The following is an 18,471-nucleotide window of genomic DNA, read 5'->3' on the forward strand; positions in this document are numbered from 1 at the left end:
TCACACAGCTCCGCCCGCACGGCACCAGGCCGCACGGGCGGAGCACCCCCCTTGAATCTACGAGGTCGGGGCCAGCACCTTCGGCTCCGGCTTCGGCTCGGCCGGCTTACGGCGCAGCCGCTCCTTCGTCCGCTCCACCACCGTGTACAACGTCGGCACCAGCACCAGCGTCAGCAGCGTCGAGGTCACCAGACCACCGATGACCACGATCGCCAGCGGCTGGGAGATGAACCCGCCCGACCCCGTCACACCCAGCGCCATCGGCGTCAACGCGCAGATCGTGGCCACCGCGGTCATCAGGATCGGCCGCAACCTGCGCCGGCCGCCCTCGATCACCGCCTCCACGATCCCCATCCCCTGAGCGCGATACTGGTTGATCAGGTCGATCAGCACGATCGCGTTCGTCACCACGATCCCGATCAGCATCAGCATGCCGATCAACGCCGGCACGCCCATCGCCGTGTCCGTCGCCACCAGCAACCCCACCGCGCCCGTCGCCGCGAACGGAATCGACACCAGCAAGATCAGCGGCTGCACGAAACTCCGGAACGTCGCCACCATGATCATGAACACGATCGCGATCGCCGCCAGCATCGCCATCCCCAGATCCGCGAACGCCTCCTGCTGATCCGCCGACGCGCCACCGATCTCATACGAGGCACCCGCCGACAGCGTCACCCCGTCCAGCTTCGTCGTCAGCGCCTGCGTCACACTGCCCAGATCCGAGCCCGTCGCCTTGGCCGACACCGTCGCCGAACGCTCACCGTCGATCCGCGTCACCTGCGTCGGCCCGGCCACCCGCTCCACATCGGCCACCGACGACAGCTTCACCAGACCCGAAGCCGTCGCCAGCTTCAGACCCTCGATCGCCTTGACGTCCTCCGGCGCATCACCCACCCGCAGCACCAGATCACTGGCCCGCCCATCCAGCGTGACCTGACCCAGCGGCGCGCCGCGGAAGGCCTGCGCCACCGACTGACCGATCTGCGCCTCCGACAACCCCTTGGCCGCCGCCTTCTCCTTGTCCACCCGCACCTCGACGCGCGGCGCGCTGGCCTCCAGGTTCGAGGCCACATCACGCAGCCCCGGCACCTGGCCCATCGCTGTCTTGACCGCGTCCGCGGCCGTCCGCAGCGTCTCGGCGTCGGCCGCCTGCACGACCACGTCGATGGAGTCGGAGGAGAACCCGCCGCCGCCGGAACCGCCGACCGTCACCTCGCCGATCCCCGAAAGACCGGCCAGTTTGTCCCGCAGTGCCTGCTCCACCACCGGCGTCTCGACGCCGTCCTTCAACGTCAGCGAGTACGACGCCCGATCCGCGCCACCACCCGCCCCACCGCGCATCGCGTTGCCGCCACCCACGTTCACCTGGTACGTCTCCACGCCGTCCAGGCCGGAAAGGACGCCTTCCACCTTCTTGGCCGCCGCGTCCGTCGTGGCCAGATCGGTGCCCACCGGCATCTTCTGCGACACCGAGATGGTGTTCTGGCCAGAGGAGTCCAGGAAGTTCGTCTGCAACTGGCCCGCCAGCCCCAGCGTCCCGACGAACACCGCCAGCCCGATCAGCACCGTCACCAGCTTGAACCGCGTCGCGAACCGCAACACCGGCAGATAGGCGCGCTGCAACGGGCTGCGCAACTCCTTGGCCTCGGCCTCCTCACGCTGCGCCCGCGCCTGCTCCGGGGTCAGCGCCGGCGCCTTCAAGAACCAGTACGCCAGCACCGGCACCACCGTCAGCGACACCACCAGCGAAGCCAGCAACGCCACCGCCACCGTGACCGCGAACGGGCCGAACAACTCACCCACCATGCCGCCGACCACCGCGATCGGCGCGAACACCGCCACCGTCGTCAGCGTCGAGGCCGTCACCGCCCCCGACACCTCGCGAACCCCCGACAAGATCGCCGACAGCTTCGCCTCGCCGTACCCGAGATGGCGCTTGATGTTCTCCAGCACCACGATCGAGTCGTCCACCACCCGGCCGACCGCGATCGTCAGCGCGCCGAGCGTCAGCATGTTCAGCGAATAGTCGCCCGCCCACAACGCGATCAGCGCGATCACCACCGACAGCGGGATCGACACCGCCGTCACCAGCGTGGAGCGCACCGACAGCAGGAACACCAAGATGACCAGCACCGCGAACACCAGGCCCAGCAGACCCTCGGTGGTCAGGTTCTCGATCGACTCCTGCACGTAGGGAGCCTGGTCGAAGACCACCTCGACGGCCGTCTCCGACGAGTCGCCCAGCGCCCTGCCCAGCTCGGGCAGCTTCTCGCGGATCGCGTTCGAGATCGACACCGCGTTGCCGTCGGGCGACATCGTCACCGACACGCCCAGGCTGGTCCTGCCGTCGGTACGGGTGATCGTCGTCGGATCGGCCAGGCCGCGGGTGATCTCCGCGACGTCACCCATCTTGACCGGCTTGAGCGGCTTCGGCTTGACCAGCGTGGCCGTCTGCGCCGGGCCGCCCTGCGGCTGCCCGCCCGGACGACCCTGCTGCGGCTGCGCCTGCGGCTGGGCTTGCGGCTGAGCCTGAGCGGTCTGCGGCTGGGCCGGGGTCAGGTACAGGTCCTTCAGCTTCTCGATCGAATCGACCCGCTGGCCCACCTGGACCGTCAGCGACGAGGAGCCGTCATTCAGGGTGCCCGCCGGGATCGGCGTCCCGTTGGCCTTCAGCACCTCCGGGATCTGCGCCGCCGACACACCCGCCAGCGCCATCTTCTTCAGATCCGGCTTGATCGTCACGACCTCGTCACGCGTGCCCGTGACCGTCGCCTCCCGCACGCCCTCCACGGCCTGCAGCTCCGGCACCATGATGCGGCGCAGCTTGTCGGCCATCGCCCGCTCGTCGCCGCCGTCGCCCACGGCCAGCACCAGCACCGGGATGTCGTCGGTGTTACCCGCGACCACCTGCGGCTCCACACCGGAGGGCAACTGCGGCTGCACCCGGCTGACCGCCTGCTGCATCTTGTTGATCGACGCCTCGATGTCGGTGCCGAACGCGAAGGCGACCTGGACCTGCGTCAGGCCCTCCTTCGACGTCGAGGTCATCTGCTCCATGCCGGGAATGCCCTGGAAGGAGTCCTCCAGCGGCTTGGTCACCTGGTCTTCCACGATCTCCGGCGAAGCACCGGGATACGACGCGATGACGAACGCGCCGGGGAACGACAGTGACGGCAACAACTGCTGCTTGAGCTGCGGAATCGTGAACGCGCCGAACGCGCTGAGCACGAGTGCCAGCAAGATCACTAAACTGCGGTTGGCAAGACTCAACCGGGCGAACGCGGTCATGGAGGTCCCTTCAGAGTTCGCTCCAGACTAACACTTCGCCTTTTACGAATATTTAGCCTGCCTTGGCGTTCCTGATAACATTCTCAGGAAGCGAGAGGTGAGTGTGGACGACGAACGCGAAGACCTGATCCGCCGGATCACCGAAACCCAGCGCGACCTCGGGCGGACCTTCGCCCAGAGCCCATCGCCGCTGTTCACCTCCAACCTCACCATGCGCCAACTCAAAGTCGTCATGGTGCTGTCCCTCAACGGCTCCACCTCCGGCCAGGAACTCGCCCAGAGCCTCGGCGTCGGGCTCGGCACCGTGACCGGCATCGTCGACCGGCTGGTCGGCCACGGCCTGGTGAGCCGGCGCGAAGACCCGCACGACCGCCGCGTGCGCCGCGTGGAACTGACGGACGCGGGCACCAAGCTCATGGCCGAGATCAACGACGCCGGCCTGGACCACTACCGCAACATCATGCGCCACCTCGACACCGAGACCCTGCACTCCCTCCTGCGGGTGACCACCCGCATCCGCGAAGTCGCCGACCGGCTCTACCCATGACCGCTCGCGTGCCGCCGTTTGATAGATGAGGATTTATTCGATTATGCGTTTGGGTTTTTGACCCACCCGAGCGCCTTTACAAAGTAGATTTCTTGGCGAGCTGGGCCAGGACCTCCGGCAGGCCGTTCTCGTGAGTGACCGTCAGGCGGCGGGTCGCCCTGGTCACGGCCACATACAGGTCCTGGCCGCCCATCGGGGACTGGGCCAGGATGGCCTGCGGGTCCACCACGATGACGGCGTCGAACTCCAGCCCCTTGCACTGGGTCACCGTCAGGACCACCACCGGGGCCTCCAGATCGTCGCAGCCGGGAAACAGCGCCGCCGTCTCCGCCTGAAGGGCGTCCGGGGTCAGCAGGGCCAGGCGGCCCTCGCCGATCTCCCGCAGCTCCTCGGCCACCAGGGCGGGCAGGCCGTTGAGGCCCGTACGGACCGCGCGCGGCTCGGCCTCCCCGTCCCTGACCGACTCCGGAAGGCTCTGGGCCGGGTCGACCGCGCGCAGGACGTCGGCCGCCACCCGCATGATCTCCGCCGGGGTCCGGTAGTTGACCAGCAGCCGCTCTTCACGCCAGCGGCCCCGCAGGTAGGGATCGAGGACCTCGCCCCAGGAGCGCGCCCCGGCCGCCGAACCCGTCTGGGCGATGTCGCCCACCACCGTCAGCGAGCGGGCCGGCACCCTGCGCATGACCGTCCGCCACGCCATCGCCGACAGCTCCTGGGCCTCGTCCACGATCACATGGCCGTAGGCCCACTGGCGGTCGGCCGCGGCCCGCTCGGCGGTGCTCAGGTCCGCGCCGGCGTCGGCGTGCCGGTCGGCCAGCACGTCGGCCCGGTCGAAGATGCCCTCCTCGAGCAGGCCGGTCGTCTCCAGGACCTCCTGGGCGTAACGCTCCTGCTCCTCCCATGCGCCCTCGGCCTCCCGGGCGGCCGAGCGGCTCGCCGAGTCGTCCTCGCCCAGCAGTTCGGCCGCCTCATCCAGCAGCGGTACGTCGCCGACCGTCCACGGCGAACCCTCCGGCCGCACCAGCGCCCGCCAGTCCAGGCCCGGAGGCGACACCTGCCACAACGTCTCCGGCGAAGCCAGCAACTCGCCGACCAGGCGCTGCGGCGTCAGCTCCGGCCACAACTCCTCCACCGCCTGGCGTACCGGATCCTCCGACCACAGCCGCGCCGAGGCCAGCGCGAGATCGACCTCGTCCAGATCGCGCTCAAGGTCGAGCGGCTCGGCCAGCTCCGGATCCTCGAACTCCATCTCGGCCAGCTTCAGCGCCTCCTCCACCGCCCGCGCCTCGGCCAGCGCCAGCTCCTTCAGCAACTCGGTGACGAACAGCTTGCGCGCCATGTTGTGCGGCAACCGCACCGCCCGCGCCCGCTCACGCAGCGCCACGCACACCGCGCGCGGCACCCGCAGCAGCCGGCCGTCCAGCCACACCTCCAGATCGCCCGCGGGCAGCCGCTGCCGCTCGCGCACCGCCGCCGCCACCACCTCGGCCATCCGCAGATCGCCCTTGACCACCGCCGCGGCCGGCCCGTCGGCCGCCACCGCCCGCACGCCGGGGAACAACTCCCCCACCGTCGACATCACCACCTGCGTCTCGCCCAGCGCCGGCAGCACCTGGCCGATGTAGCGCAGGAACATCGGATTGGGCCCCACCACCAGCACACCCCGCCGCTCCAGGGTGGCGCGGTGGGTGTAGAGGAGGTAGGCGGCGCGGTGCAGCGCCGCGACCGTCTTGCCGGTGCCGGGGCCGCCCTGCACCACCAGCGCCCCCTGCAGCCCGGCGCGGATCACCCGGTCCTGCTCGGTCTGGATGGTGGCCACCACGTCACCCATCCGGCCCGTACGCCCCCGGCGCAGCGCCGCCAGCAGCGCCGCCTCACCGACCAGCGTGCGCCGATCGCCCTCGCTCATCCGCTCCAGATCGAACACCTCGTCATCCAGGCCCACCACCTGGCGGTCCTTGGTGTGCAGGTGCCGGCGGCGCAGCAGGCCGCCGGGATCGCTGGCCGTGGCCACGTAGAACGGACGCGCCGCCGGAGCGCGCCAGTCGATCAGGACCGACTCGTGCTCGTCATCACGCAGCCCGATCCGGCCGATGTAGGTGCTTCGGCCGCCGGCCTCGTCGATGCGGCCGAAGCACAGCCCGCGCTCGACCCCGTCCAGCTGCGTCAGCCGCCGCGCCTGCTCCGCGGCCCGCACCTCACGCTCGACCATGGCCTGGCGGGTGCCCAGCGCGCCGCTCCGGCCGTACACCTCACGCAGCACCTCCCGCGCCCGCTCGCGCGCCGCGTCGAGTCTGCCGTAGAGCATGGAAACAGTCCCCTGCTCGGTGTCAAGGGCTTCCGCGAGAGCATCTTGACGATTAGCCATTCGCTGATATACTCCTAACGGGAGGCGTGTGAACCCCTCTTGGTTTTGACGCCAAGTAATCGAGAGTATCGCTCTTTCCGCCTTTTCCGCAAGCGTCTACGCACGTTGAGGGTTTGCTGGAGAATTGCCGGGCGCAGACCCGGAAAGTCTCAAACCTCCTTCCATGGCAGGACGACCTGCCGCAGGGTGGCAAGCGCGTCGGCGAGCAGGGGGTTGCCGTTGGCCTCCCGGTGCAGCGCGACGACGGTGCGGTGCGCGGCGGGCAGCCTCAACGGCGTGGCCACGACGCGGTCGTCGGGCACGTGGCCGAGGGCGGGGACGACCGCCACCCCCAGCCTGGCGGCCACCAGATGGCGCACCACGTCGTAGTTGTTGCTGCGGAAGGTGACGACGGGCACGAATCCGGCCGCCGCGCACAGCCGGGCCAGTGACAGGGCGCCTCCGGTCCCCTCGCGGCTGGTGATCCAGCGTTCCCCTGCCAGCGCGGACAGCTCCGCGCCCGGGCCATGATCTTGAGGGCGCAGCAGGAGCAGGTCCTCACGCAGCAGGTGGTGGGCGGCCAGCCCGTCAGGCCACGACTGCGGTGTGAGCCCGTACTCATAGACCAGCGCCAGGTCCAGAGCGCCGTCGATCACCCGCGGGACCAGCTCCTCGGGCTCGCCCTCCTCCAGCAGGATCTCCGCCCGGGGGTAGCGGCGGGTGAACGCCGACAGGGTCGGCGGCACCAGGCGCACGCTGGCCGTGGGGAAGCTGCCCAGCCGCAGCCGGCCGGTGGTGCCGGTGGCCAGTTCGCGCACCTCGTAGCCGAAGTCCTCCAACGTGGCCAGCACCCGCTGGCTCAGCTCCACCAGGCGATGGGCCGCGGCGGTGGCGCGCACGCCGCGCGCCTCCCGCTCGAACAGCACCAGCCCGGTGTCCTTCTCCAGCGCCGCGATCTGCTGGGAGACGGCCGAGGCCGTGTAGCCGAGCTCACGTGCCGCGAGCGCGAACGATCCAGTCCGGCACACCTCTCGCAAGGTGACCAGAAGCAGGGGCTTGACCATGCCGCCTCCGAGCCGCCGGTGGAGCACCATAAGCAGTGCTTGGGCTTTGGCCGGAAATCTATCGGTCTCCTGGGGCTTGGATTCACCCGGGATCGCCTCCATCGTGGACAGAGCCATCTGGGACCTGGAGGAGATAACGCATGGTCATGGTCTCTCAAGGGCGGCTGCGCGCCTCGTTCGCGCGGCGTCTGTCGGAGATGTACGGGCAGGAGGTGCCCGCCTACCGGACGCTGGTGGAGGTCTCCCGGGAGGTCAACGACAGCGTGCTCCAGCGGGCGGGAGCCGGCGCCGAGCGGCTGGGGTCCATCGACCGCGTCACCGCCGAACGCCACGGCGCCATCCGGGTCGGCACCCCGGCCGAGCTCCAGCAGGTGGCGCGGATCTTCGGGGCGCTGGGCATGCGCCCGGTCGGGTTCTACGACCTGCGTGAGGCCGCCTCCAGCGCCGTGCCCGTGGTCTCGACGGCCTTTCGTCCCGTCGCGGACGACGAGCTGGCCCGCAACCCCTTCCGGGTCTTCACCTCCATGCTCACCCCGGCCGATCCCCGCTTCTTCGACGCGGACCTGCGCGAGCGGCTGGAGAGGTTCCTGGCCGCGCGGCAACTGTTCCCGCCCGAGCTGCTGGAGCTCGCCGATCGGGCCGAACGCGAGCGCGAACTGCCGCAGGAGCAGGCCGAACGCTTCCTCGCCCTGGCCGTCCACGCGTTCGCGCTGGCCGAGGAGCCGATCGACAGGGCCTGGTACGAGAGGCTGGAACGGGTCTCGGCCGTCGCCGCCGACATCGGCGGCGTGCGCAGCACCCACATCAACCACCTGACGCCGCGCGTGCTCGACATCGACGAGCTGTACCGGCGGATGACCGAGCGCGGCATCACCATGATCGACACGATTCAGGGGCCGCCGCGCTGGTCGGGGCCGGACGTGCTGCTGCGCCAGACCTCCTTCCGCGCCCTGGCCGAGCCGCGCGCGCTGCGCCAGCCCGACGGCGGCATCACCACGGGATCGCTGCGGGTGCGCTTCGGCGAGGTGGAGGCGCGCGGGATCGCGCTCACCCGCGCTGGCCGGGAACGCTACGACGACCTGCAGGCGCGCGCCGACACCGAACCCACCGGCCACCACGGCACAGACGGCGGCACAGACGGCGGGGCAGGCCACGGGGCGGACGGCGGCGATCCCGCTCACAGCCGTGCCCAGGCCGTACGGTCGATCTGGGAGCGGGAGTTCCCCGCGACCGAACGGGATCTGGCGGTCGGCGCTCTGGGGTTCTTCACCTATCAGCCGGTGCCGGACCGCGTGCGTGACGGGCGGCCACCCGCCACCGGCCTGGCCGACCTGCTCGACCACGGCTGGGTACGCGCCGAGCCCATCGTGTACGAGGACTTCCTGCCCCGCTCGGCGGCCGGGATCTTCCAGTCCAACCTCAGCGGGCAGGGCGTCAAGGACGACAGCCACACCGCCGCCGGCTACGACGCCGACTGGCTGTCCGGCGCCATCGGACGCGAGGTGCTGGACCCGTTCGCCCTGTACGAGACCCAGCAGCAGCGATCCCTGCGGGGCGCCGCCCACGCGCTCGGCCTGCCCGAGATCACCTGATGACCGCCCAGACGGAGAACCCTTCATGACCCTTCCCAGCACCGACGCCCTGCGGCGACGCGCGCTCGACATCCTGACCCGCCTGGACGTCACCCTCGAACAGGGCGACGACCTCCACGCCCGCACGCCGATCACCGGCGAGCACCTGTTCGGCCTCAAGGCCGCGACCCCCGCCGAGGCCGACGAGGCGATCGCGGCGGCGCACGAGGCGATCGCGGCGGCGCACGAGGCGTTCCTGACCTGGCGCACCGTGCCCGCCCCCCGCCGAGGCGAAGTGGTGCGCAGACTCGGGGAACTCCTGCGCGAGCACAAGAACGACCTGGCCGACCTGGTCACCATCGAAGCGGGCAAGATCCGCTCGGAGGCGCTCGGCGAGGTCCAGGAGATGATCGACATCTGCGAGTTCGCGGTCGGCCTGTCGCGCCAGCTCTACGGGCGCACCATCGCCTCCGAACGGCCGGGCCACCGCCTGTCGGAGACCTGGCACCCGCTGGGCGTCGTCGGCGTGATCTCCGCGTTCAACTTCCCGGCGGCCGTGTGGGCGTGGAACACCGCCGTGGCCCTGGTCTGCGGCGACACCGTGGTCTGGAAGCCCTCCGAGCTGACCCCCCTGACCTCGCTGGCCTGCGACCGGCTGCTGGCCACGGCGAGCGGGCAGAGCGGCGTCCCCCGCGACGTGCACCGGCTGCTGCTCGGCGAGCGCGCCATCGGGGAGCGGCTGGCCGACGACCGGCGGGTGGCGCTGGTCAGCGCCACCGGTTCGGTCCGCATGGGCAGCCAGGTCGGCCCGCGGGTCGCGGCCCGCTTCGGCCGTTCGCTGCTGGAGCTGGGCGGCAACAACGCCGCCGTGGTCACCGCCTCGGCCGATCTCGACCTGGCCGCGCCCGCCATCGTGTTCGCCGCGGCCGGGACCGCCGGGCAGCGCTGCACCACCCTGCGCCGGCTCATCGCGCACACCGACATCGCCGACGTCCTGATCGACCGGCTCACCACCGCCTACGGCAAGCTGCCCATCGGCGACCCGTTCGACGACTCCACCCTGGTCGGGCCGCTCATCTCCGCTCAGGCACACGAGGCGATGCGGCAGGCGCTGAGCGCCGCGCGGTCCGAGGGCGGCACCATCCTGGCCGGCGGCGGGCGCCGCCTGGCCGACGCCGCCCCCGCCGCCCGCTACGCCGAGCCCGCGATCGTCCGGATCGACGGTCAGAGCGGCATCGTCCGGCAGGAGACCTTCGCGCCGATCCTGTACGTGCAGACCTACCGGACGCTGGAGGAGGCCATCGCTCTGAACAACGACGTCCCCCAGGGGCTGTCCTCCAGCATCTTCACCCGGGACCTGCGCGAGGCCGAGCGCTTCCAGGCCGCCGACGGCTCCGACTGCGGCATCGTCAACGTCAACATCGGCACCTCCGGCGCGGAGATCGGCGGCGCCTTCGGCGGTGAGAAGGAGACCGGCGGCGGGCGCGAGTCCGGCTCGGACTCCTGGCGCGCCTACATGCGGCGCACGACCAGCACCGTCAACTACTCCGACCAGCTGACCCTCGCCCAGAACGTGAGCTTCCTCTGACGCGTCACAGGGTGTAGGCCTTGGTGACGGAGATCTTGGCGTCGCCGACGAACAGCCAGTCCGGTGGGGCGATGAAGCCAGGAAGCGTGGACAGCTCACGGGGATTCGGGCTCACATCGGTGACCCGCAGCCGGATCTTGCCGCCGGGAACCTCCAGCGACACCTCGACTCCCGCCGCCCCTGAGGCGTGGAAGACGAATCCCGCCGGATCGGCCGTGATGGAGCGGCCCTCGACGGTCAGCGAACGCACCGTCGAGGTGTCCCCGTCCACCCGCAGGCCGACCGTGTTCGCTCCGCGCTCGGAGCGGATCCGTACGCGCAGGGTTCGCACGCCCTGCCGGGTCGTGTCGGCGAGCACCCGCAGCGAGGGCGCCGCCAGCGCGGCGGCCTTCGCCGGGCTGAGGAGCTTGGACCCGCCCCACAGCTGCGCCGCCGGATGGCCGGCGGCACCGCCATAGCGGCGGGCCCACTGGTCGGGCGACTTCGAGGTCAGCCAGACGGCCTCGCCGGTGTCGGCGTCGAGGCCGTAGGCCAGGCTGGTCCGGCGCGGGTGCTCCTTGTCGATGGGCTCGGCCAGCAGGCCCGCCGCCACCAGGGTGATCGAGACGGCCAGCGCGGTCAGCGGGATCAGCGGGGAACGCCGGCGCGGCCACACATTCTCGATCAGCGGCAGCAGGAGGCCGCCGAACAGGATCACCAGGGGCATGGGGGCGTAGCCCGCGTACTGCAGGCCCGTCGGCAGGGTGTTCCACGCGCTGGGCAGCAGGATCAGGGCGCCCGGCACCAGACCGGCGGCGAGGACGAGGACGCGCCACCGCGGCGGGCAGCCGAGTGCGGCCAGCCCGCCGAGTGCCGCCCCCAGGGCGGGCCAGGCGGCGAGGTGCGAGGCTCCGGGCGCGACGATGCCGAGTCCGAGACCGATCAGGGCCGCCCAGGTCAGCATGCCCAGCGCCAGTTCGGCGGTGCCGACGCGACGGCGCAGCAGCGCGTACCAGGCGAGCAGGATGGTGCCCGCGAGCATCACTACGGCGAGCCAGAACGGCTCCGGCTGATACGGCGTCGTGGTGGCGGTTCCGCTGAGTTCGGGCCGGATCATCTTGAGCAGGTCCCAGAAGAAGACACCGGCGCCCACCCCGGCTCCGATCGGGATCAGGGCGAGCGCGGTGCCGAGGAGCGTGCGCCGCAACGTGACCATGCCCCGGCGGCGGGCCAGGAAGATCAGCGCCAGCGCGGCCAGCAGGGCGACGGCGCCCAGCAGGGACGCCGCCCAGCTCGGATAGCGGACCAGCAGGCCGGGCGGGAGGTTGAAGTAGACCAGGTCGTTGCCGGTGGTCAGCCGCGCCAGGTCGGTGGCGCCGAACGCGCGCACGAGCGCCAGCGTGTTGTCGCCCATCTGCTGCAGCGCCGCCAGGTCGACGTGCGCGGGGTCGTCGAGAACGCTGTGGTACACGGTGCCCGCGTTGGCGTAGGCGGAGTCGAGCACGGCCATCCCGCCGGGTGCGAAGGCGGTGAAGTCGGTGTCGTTGTTGAGCAGTTTCATGAGCTCGGCGTAGACGGAGTCGGCCACGGGCATGGGCGCCGCCGATCCGAACATGGAGATCAGGCCGGAGTTCGACGGCGTGCTCCGGAACATCAGCACCGGCCCCTTGGCCCCGCGCGCCTCGTTGTTGAGCACCACGCTCCGCCCCTTCGCGAGCGGGTGCCCGGCGACGAACGCCTCCGAACCCAGGAGCCCGGCCTCCTCGGCGTCGGTGATGAGGAACACGACGTCGTTGCGCAACCGGGTGCCGTCCGCGACCAGCGCCCTGGCCGTCTCGATCGCGCTCGCCGTACCGGCACCGTCGTCATTGGCGCCCGGCCCCTCGGGGACCGAGTCGTAGTGCGCGGTGACGAAGACCCGGCCGGTGGGAGCGGTCCCGGGTATCACGGTGACGATGTTGAAGACGCGGCCGGCGGTGACGGGGTCGCCCCGCTCGTCCATCGGGGAGACGCCCACCGCCTCGTGCACCTCGGGCCGCAGGCCCAGCCGTCGCAGCTCGCCGACCAGGTAGTCACGCACCCGGGTGTGCTCGGCCGTGCCGACGGGGTGGGGTTCGACGGCGAAGCGCTCGACCTGGGAGAAGGCCCGCCGCGCGCTGAACTCCCGGGCGGGGGCGCCGGCCGGGTTCACCGCGGTGGGGGTGGTGTCCGTGATCGCGCCGATGGCGATCAGCACGAGCACGCACAGGGCCATGAGCCCGGCGGCGAGTGAGCGCCGTCTCGATGCGTGCTCGTCTGCGGCCACTGATGTCATCCGTGTTCACTCCCCATGTCGCGTGTCCCAAATGTCCCTTTGTGGTGGCATCGGGAGCACCGCGACGGAGTATTGCAGAAGAAATGCTGCAGCGAAAGTTCTGCAATCCGGTGAGGGGTTGTAAGCTCGCAGCGTGGCGAACAGACCGGCGGTCCGGCAGCTCAGTGATCCAGGTGCGCTCAAGGCGCTCGGCCATCCGCTGCGCCAGCGGATCCTGCGGCATCTCGGCATCCACGGCCCGGCCACGTCCACCACGCTCAGCCGGGCACTCGGCGAGAACACCGGGACGCTCAGCTACCACCTGCGCCAGCTTGAGCACAACGGGTTCATCGAGGACATCCCCGAGCGGTCGAACGGAAGGGAGCGCTGGTGGCGGCAGATCAGCCGCGACCTGAGGTGGCCCTCGGCGGGTGAGCTGGACGAGGAGTCGCAGAAGCTCCTCGACGAGATCACCGAGTTCAAGGTCGACGAGGAGCTGGAACTCGCCCGGCGTTTCTTCAGAGACCATCGGCGCTACGGCGAGTGGGCGAAGGCGTCGCGCGGGCTCACTCACCTGACCCGGGAGGAGCTCGACGAGCTCTTCGACGCGTACATGGAACTGCTGTCCAGATTCCGCCGTGCGCCCGAAGACGCGTCGCCCGGCGCGCGGCCGGTGTTCCTGAGGTTCTTCACGATGCCGGCCACCGAGGACCCGCCGTCCTGAACGCCCGGTGCCGCAGGTCTCCCGCGACCTCCCCAGGGATCCCGGCGCATTGATTATTTGTACAAACGATCGATAGACTAACGCGCATGGCGGAGCTTCCGGCAGGACCGGCTCGGCGTGTGCGTACCGTGCTCGGTGATGTCGAACCCGCAGCACTCGGCCACACGCAGCCGCACGAACACGTCCTGTGCGACATGTCGGCGATCATTCAGCCCTGGGGCCCGTGGCCGGTGGCCGGTGACGACGGCGCGCCACGGGCGACGATCGCCCGGGAGCTGCCCGCGTCCGTACGCGCCCGGGTCGCCGAGCCCGTACGGCTGGACAACTACGACTGGATCCGGCGCACGGTCCTGAACCTCGACAACCTGCGCCTGCTGTCCGAGCAGGACGCGGCCGAGGAGCTGATCCACTACCGCACGGCCGGAGGCGGCGCGGTGGTCGACTCCACGCCGGTGGGACTGGGCCGCGACCCCCTCGGGCTCGCCCGTGTCTCACGCGCCAGCGGCGTGCACATCGTGATGGGCAGCGGCTACTACTGCCGCGACTACCATCCGGCCGGGCTGGCCGACGCCTCCGTGGAGGCCATCGGCGCGGAGATCGTCGCCGACGTGCGGGACGGCGTGGGTGACACCGGCGTCCGCGCCGGGCTCATCGGCGAGATCGGCCTGAGCTGGCCGGTGCACCCCACCGAGGAGAAGGTGCTGCGCGCCGCCTGCCGCGCGCAGGTGGCGACCGGGGCGCCGCTGCAGATCCATCCCGGCCGGCATCGCGAGGCGCCGCTGCGGGCCATGCGCGTGGTCCTGGAGGCGGGCGGCGACCCGGACCGCGTGATCATGTCCCACCTCGACCGTACGCTGTGGACGGCGGACGACCTGCTGGAGCTCGCGGGCACGGGCTGCTACCTGGAGCTCGACCTGTTCGGCCAGGAGTCCAGCTACTACGCCTTCAACCCCGACGCGCGCCGCCCCAACGACCGCACCCGCGTCGAATGGCTCCAGCGGGTGATCGAGGCCGGCCACGGCGAGCGCCTGCTGATCGCGCAGGACATCTGCCAGAAGGTCTACCTGCGCCGTTACGGCGGCCCCGGATACACCCACATCCTCGACAGCGCCCTCCCCCTGATGCGCCGCATGGGGATGAGCCAGAGCGAGATCATCACGGTGACGGTCACCAACCCCGCGACCGTCCTGGCTATGGGATAGTCGGCGCCATGGCCACCACCAACCAGACGGGCGGCAGCCGGCACACCAAGGGCGGCCGGATGAAGGCGACGTCCTCGCGGCGGGCGCAGTCGGCCCGCACGGAGCTGCGGCTGCTGCGCACCGCCTGCTGGCTCTTCTCCGAGCGAGGCTTCCACGGCACCGGCATCCGGGACATCTCCGAGGCCGCGGGGGTCGCCGTCTCGGCGATGTACTACTACGCCTCCTCCAAGGACGAGCTGCTGGAGGCGGTCACCCGCCGCGTCATGGAGGTGCTCGCGGCCAGCAGCGAGGAGACGGTCCGCGACATCGACGACCCCGCCGAGCGCCTGGCCGCGCTCATCGCCGTGCACGCCGCCTTCCACGCGCGCAACCCGCGCGCCGCCAAGGTCGCCGACCACGAGTTCCAGGCGCTGACCGGGCAGGCCCGGCGCGACATCCTGCGGCTGCGCGACGCCTACGAGAAGGTGTGGGCGGACACGCTGGAGGCCGGAGTGCGTGCCGGCGTCTTCACCGATCGCGGCAACGTCGCCCGGCTGGCCCTGTTGCAGATGGCGACCGGGATCGCGCACTGGTACCGCCCCAACGGCGAGCTGGACATCGCGCGGCTGTGCGAGCGGTTCGCCGACATGGGGCTCTCGCTCATGGGCGCCAGCCGCGACGGGCGCCCGCTCCAGGTGGGTGACCTGCGCATCCCCGACTCCGAGCTGCTGCTCCAGCGGGTCGAGCTGTCGATCGAGCCGCGCCGCAAGCCCACGGGAGTGTGACCTCCCGGTGGGCCGGGCGGGGTCTTGACATCACCACGAATTTGAGCGATCGTTCGACAACATAACGGGCCTTGAGGGGAGACCGGCGTGAGGCGTACGGGCCATGATGACGAGCGGCGGGCCGCGTCGTCGCCGAGCTCGGCGGACGAGCTGAAGCGTGCGGCCACGCTCGCGCGGGACCTGTTCGGCCTGGCGGGCCGGCTGGAGCCGCTGCCGGGGGAGAAGGACCGCAACTTCCGGTTGAGCACGGCGGACGGCGACCGCTACGTCCTCAAGCTCCACGCCCCGGGCACCGACCCCGCCGAGCTCGACCTGCAGGACGCAGTGCTGCTGCACCTGGCCGGCCGGGCCGGGTCGCCCTCGCCCGGCTCGCGGCGTGAGCCGGGCGCCGTAGGCGGCGGCGAGCGGCCCCCGGCCCCGCGCGTGGTGCCGGCCCTGGACGGACGCCGGTCCGCCGCCGCCGCGTGGGCCGACGGCACGCGCACGGCCAGGGTGCTCACCTGGATGGCGGGCCGCCCCTGGGCCGAGGTCGAGCCGACGGCGCGGCGCCTGCGCGGCCTGGGCCGGCACGTGGCGGCCGTCGATCACGCGCTGCGCGACTTCACCCACCCCGGCATGCGGCGCGAACTCGTGTGGAACCTGACCGGCGCCCCCGCCGTCGCGGACCTCGCGCCGCTGCTCGACGGCGAGCTCCGGCCGCTGGTGACCGAGGTCTTCGACCGCTACCGCGACCACGTCGCCCCGCGCGTCGCGGCGCTGCCCCACCAGGTGATCCACAACGACGCCAACGAGCTCAACATCCTGGTGGACGACGGCGGCGAGGTGGCCGCTCTGATCGACTTCGGCGACGTGGCGTGGAACCCGCGCGTGTGCGGCCTGGCGGTGGCCGGGGCGTACGCGATGCAGGGGCACGCCGATCCGCTGCGGGCGGTGCTGCCTGTGGTGAGCGGGTACGACGAGGTGTCGCCGCTGCGACCGGCCGAGCTCGAGGTCCTGTACGACCTCATGCGTACCCGGCTGGCGATGAGCGTGTGCCTGTCGGCCTACCAGCACGCCAACGACCCCGCCAACGACTACCTGCTGGTCAGCCGGCGTGGTGTGACGCGGGTGCTGCGGCGGCTGGCCGGGACGAGCCCGGACCTCGCCCACTTCCGGCTGCGCGACGCGGTCGGCTTCGCGCCCAACCCGCTGGCCCGGGCCGTACGCCAGCACTTCGAGTCCGGCGCGGCCCGGCCCGTGCCCCTGTTGCCTGGCGCGGCCCCGCCGGACGAGACTGTCTCAGCCCGGCCCGTCCCGGCGGCGCCCGTGCTGGACGCCCCGCCGGCCCGCTACGGCGAGGAGACCGCGCAGCCACCCGGACGGCGGCCGGAGATCCACCTGGGGTGCGACCTGGTCACCGGCGAGGGCGTCACGGTGCGGTGCCCTCTCCCGTCGGTCGTGCACACCGTGAAGACCCACCCGTCCGGCTCCGTCGTGCTGGAGCACCGCACCGACGGCGGCGTGCCGTTCTGGACCCTCTACCGGCACCTGGACGCGAGCTCGATCACCCACCTCACCCCGGGCGACGAGCTGGCACCCGACGACCCGCTGGGAACGGCCGGCGCCACGCGAGCGCGCCTGCAGTTGCTGACCCACCTGCTCGGCATGGGAGCCGACTTCCCGGACACCGCGCCCGCCGACGAGGCGGACCTGTGGAGGGGCATCAGCACCGACCCCGGCCTGGTCCTCGGACGAGGGGGCGCGGCGCGGCCACGGCGGGAGGCGGACGGCATCGCATCGCGCCGGCGGACGAATCTCAGCCGGGCGATGAGCCTGTCCTATCGCGAGCCGCTGCACCTGGTCCGGGGTGAGGGCGCCTACCTCTTCGACGCCTCCGGCCGGCCGTGGCTGGACCTGGTGAACAACGTCTGCCATGTGGGCCACTGCCACCCGCGGGTGGTGGCCGCGGGCCACCGGCAGGCGGCCCGGCTCAACACCAACACCCGGTATCTGCACGAGTCCGTCGTGGAGTACGCCCGCCGCCTGGTCGAACTGCTGCCGGACCCGTTGCGGGTCTGCTTCTTCGTCAACTCCGGCTCCGAGGCCAACGACCTCGCGCTGAGGCTGGCGGCGGCTCATACCGGCGCCGCGGACGTGCTGGTCCTCGACCACGCCTACCACGGTCACCTGTCCTCGCAGATCGCCTTGAGCCCGTACAAGTTCGACCGGCGCGGCGGGCGCGGCCGGCCGGACACCACTCATGTCTGCGAACTGCCCGACCCCTACCGTGGCCGGCTGCGGGCGGGCCGCGACGACGATCTGGGCCGGCGTTACGCCGGCTCGGTCGCCGACCGGCTGGCCGGGCTCGCGGCGGCCGGGCGGCGGCCCGCCGCGTTCTTCGCCGAGTCGCTGCAGAGCTGCGGCGGTCAGATCGTCTACCCCGACGGCTACCTGCGCGAGGCGTTCGAGCACGTACGGCGGGCGGGCGGGGTGTGCGTGGCCGACGAGGTGCAGGTGGGCCTGGGGCGGGTGGGGCGGAGTTTCTGGGGGTTCGAGCCGCAGGGAGTCGTGCCCGACATCGTCACGCTGGGCAAGCCGCTGGGCAACGGGCATCCGCTGGCCGCCGTGGTGACGACACCGGAGATCGCGCGGTCGTTCGAGACGGGGATGGAGTACTTCAACACCTTCGGCGGCAACCCGGTGTCGGCCGAGATCGGGCTGGCCGTGCTCGACGTCGTACGCGATGAGGGTCTGCAGGCCCACGCGCGCCGGCGCGGCGAGCAGCTCCTGCGCGGGCTGCGGCGGCTGAGCGGCCGCCATCCGCTGATCGGGGACGTCCGGGGCGAGGGGCTCTTCCTCGGCGTGGAGCTGAGCCTGGACGGGCTGCTGCCGGCCACCGCGCAGGCGGGCGCGGTCAAGGAGGCGGTGAAGGCGCGCGGGGTGCTGCTGTCGACGGACGGGCCGGCTGACAACGTTCTCAAGATCAAGCCTCCCCTGGTGCTGACCGGCGCGGACTGCGAGCTGTTCCTCGATGTCCTCGGCGATGCGCTGGGCGAGGTCGAGGCCACCCTCTGACGCGGCATGCCTTGACGTAGGCGCTTATTTGAGCGATCGTTCGACTG

11 protein-coding genes are annotated in these 18,471 nt (G+C 71.5%); 7 read left to right on the plus strand and 4 right to left on the minus strand.

The features are described from left to right. Nucleotides 1-57: 57 nt before the first annotated feature. The gene (locus ACGFNP_RS01640; RefSeq protein ID WP_393313612.1) at nt 58-3,291 is read right to left on the minus strand and encodes an efflux RND transporter permease subunit; all 3,234 of its coding nucleotides are present in this window, start codon (nt 3,289-3,291) and stop codon (nt 58-60) included. A gap of 97 nt (nt 3,292-3,388) precedes the next feature. Between ACGFNP_RS01640 and ACGFNP_RS01645 the strand changes: the two genes are divergently transcribed. Beyond that, nucleotides 3,389-3,838 carry a MarR family winged helix-turn-helix transcriptional regulator gene (locus ACGFNP_RS01645; protein WP_393313615.1) on the plus strand — a complete coding sequence of 150 codons (450 nt, stop codon included), beginning with the start codon at nt 3,389-3,391 and terminating at the stop codon, nt 3,836-3,838. A 76-nt stretch (nt 3,839-3,914) separates the two neighbouring features. Here ACGFNP_RS01645 and ACGFNP_RS01650 read toward each other — a convergent pair whose 3' ends face one another. Both ACGFNP_RS01650 and ACGFNP_RS01655 read right to left on the minus strand, forming a co-directional pair. Further along, nucleotides 3,915-6,146, minus strand: a complete 2,232-nt coding sequence (locus ACGFNP_RS01650; RefSeq protein WP_393313618.1) for a HelD family protein — start codon at nt 6,144-6,146, stop codon at nt 3,915-3,917. Nucleotides 6,147-6,355: 209 nt separating this feature from the next. Then, a complete protein-coding gene (locus tag ACGFNP_RS01655; protein ID WP_393313621.1) occupies nt 6,356-7,249 on the minus strand; it encodes a LysR family transcriptional regulator in 894 nt (297 codons plus the stop codon). 140 nt (nt 7,250-7,389) lie between these two features. Here ACGFNP_RS01655 and ACGFNP_RS01660 point away from each other — a divergent pair, with 140 nt between their 5' ends. Both ACGFNP_RS01660 and ACGFNP_RS01665 read left to right on the plus strand, forming a co-directional pair. Further along, nucleotides 7,390-8,841, plus strand: coding sequence for a 2-oxoadipate dioxygenase/decarboxylase family protein (locus tag ACGFNP_RS01660; protein WP_393313624.1), 1,452 nt, complete (start codon nt 7,390-7,392; stop codon nt 8,839-8,841). Nucleotides 8,842-8,866: 25 nt separating this feature from the next. Next, nucleotides 8,867-10,408 (plus strand): aldehyde dehydrogenase family protein, encoded by a 1,542-nt coding sequence (locus ACGFNP_RS01665; RefSeq protein WP_393313627.1) that lies wholly within the window; start codon nt 8,867-8,869, stop codon nt 10,406-10,408. A gap of 4 nt (nt 10,409-10,412) precedes the next feature. On the opposite strand, the gene ACGFNP_RS01670 is transcribed toward ACGFNP_RS01665, so the two are convergent. After that, a complete protein-coding gene (locus ACGFNP_RS01670) occupies nt 10,413-12,701 on the minus strand; it encodes a M20/M25/M40 family metallo-hydrolase (RefSeq protein ID WP_393313630.1) in 2,289 nt (762 codons plus the stop codon). Between the two features lie 133 nt (nt 12,702-12,834). Between ACGFNP_RS01670 and ACGFNP_RS01675 the strand changes: the two genes are divergently transcribed. The 4 genes from ACGFNP_RS01675 (at nt 12,835) to ACGFNP_RS01690 (ending at nt 18,424) form a co-directional block, all read left to right on the plus strand. Then, on the plus strand, nt 12,835-13,404 hold the full coding sequence (locus ACGFNP_RS01675; protein ID WP_393313633.1) for an ArsR/SmtB family transcription factor: 570 nt from the start codon (nt 12,835-12,837) through the stop codon (nt 13,402-13,404). A gap of 86 nt (nt 13,405-13,490) precedes the next feature. Continuing rightward, nucleotides 13,491-14,606, plus strand: coding sequence for a phosphotriesterase (locus ACGFNP_RS01680; RefSeq protein WP_393313635.1), 1,116 nt, complete (start codon nt 13,491-13,493; stop codon nt 14,604-14,606). Between the two features lie 8 nt (nt 14,607-14,614). Continuing rightward, nucleotides 14,615-15,370 (plus strand): TetR/AcrR family transcriptional regulator, encoded by a 756-nt coding sequence (locus tag ACGFNP_RS01685; protein ID WP_393313638.1) that lies wholly within the window; start codon nt 14,615-14,617, stop codon nt 15,368-15,370. Nucleotides 15,371-15,457: 87 nt separating this feature from the next. Next, a complete protein-coding gene (locus tag ACGFNP_RS01690) occupies nt 15,458-18,424 on the plus strand; it encodes an aminotransferase class III-fold pyridoxal phosphate-dependent enzyme (RefSeq protein ID WP_393313641.1) in 2,967 nt (988 codons plus the stop codon). Nucleotides 18,425-18,471: the final 47 nt, after the last annotated feature.

This window comes from Nonomuraea sp. NPDC049269 (assembly GCF_043197155.1).
Classification (GTDB): domain Bacteria; phylum Actinomycetota; class Actinomycetes; order Streptosporangiales; family Streptosporangiaceae; genus Nonomuraea.

Bases quoted from the DNA above. Each gene is read 5' to 3' on its own strand.
- ACGFNP_RS01660 (WP_393313624.1), top strand. From the start codon at position 7,390: ATGGTCATGGTCTCTCAAGGGCGGCTGCGCGCCTCGTTCGCGCGGCGT.
- ACGFNP_RS01670 (WP_393313630.1), bottom strand. From the start codon at position 12,701: ATGACATCAGTGGCCGCAGACGAGCACGCATCGAGACGGCGCTCACTC.
- ACGFNP_RS01680 (WP_393313635.1), top strand. From the start codon at position 13,491: ATGGCGGAGCTTCCGGCAGGACCGGCTCGGCGTGTGCGTACCGTGCTC.
- ACGFNP_RS01640 (WP_393313612.1), bottom strand. From the start codon at position 3,291: ATGACCGCGTTCGCCCGGTTGAGTCTTGCCAACCGCAGTTTAGTGATC.
- ACGFNP_RS01655 (WP_393313621.1), bottom strand. From the start codon at position 7,249: ATGGTCAAGCCCCTGCTTCTGGTCACCTTGCGAGAGGTGTGCCGGACT.
- ACGFNP_RS01665 (WP_393313627.1), top strand. From the start codon at position 8,867: ATGACCCTTCCCAGCACCGACGCCCTGCGGCGACGCGCGCTCGACATC.
- ACGFNP_RS01685 (WP_393313638.1), top strand. From the start codon at position 14,615: ATGGCCACCACCAACCAGACGGGCGGCAGCCGGCACACCAAGGGCGGC.
- ACGFNP_RS01650 (WP_393313618.1), bottom strand. From the start codon at position 6,146: ATGCTCTACGGCAGACTCGACGCGGCGCGCGAGCGGGCGCGGGAGGTG.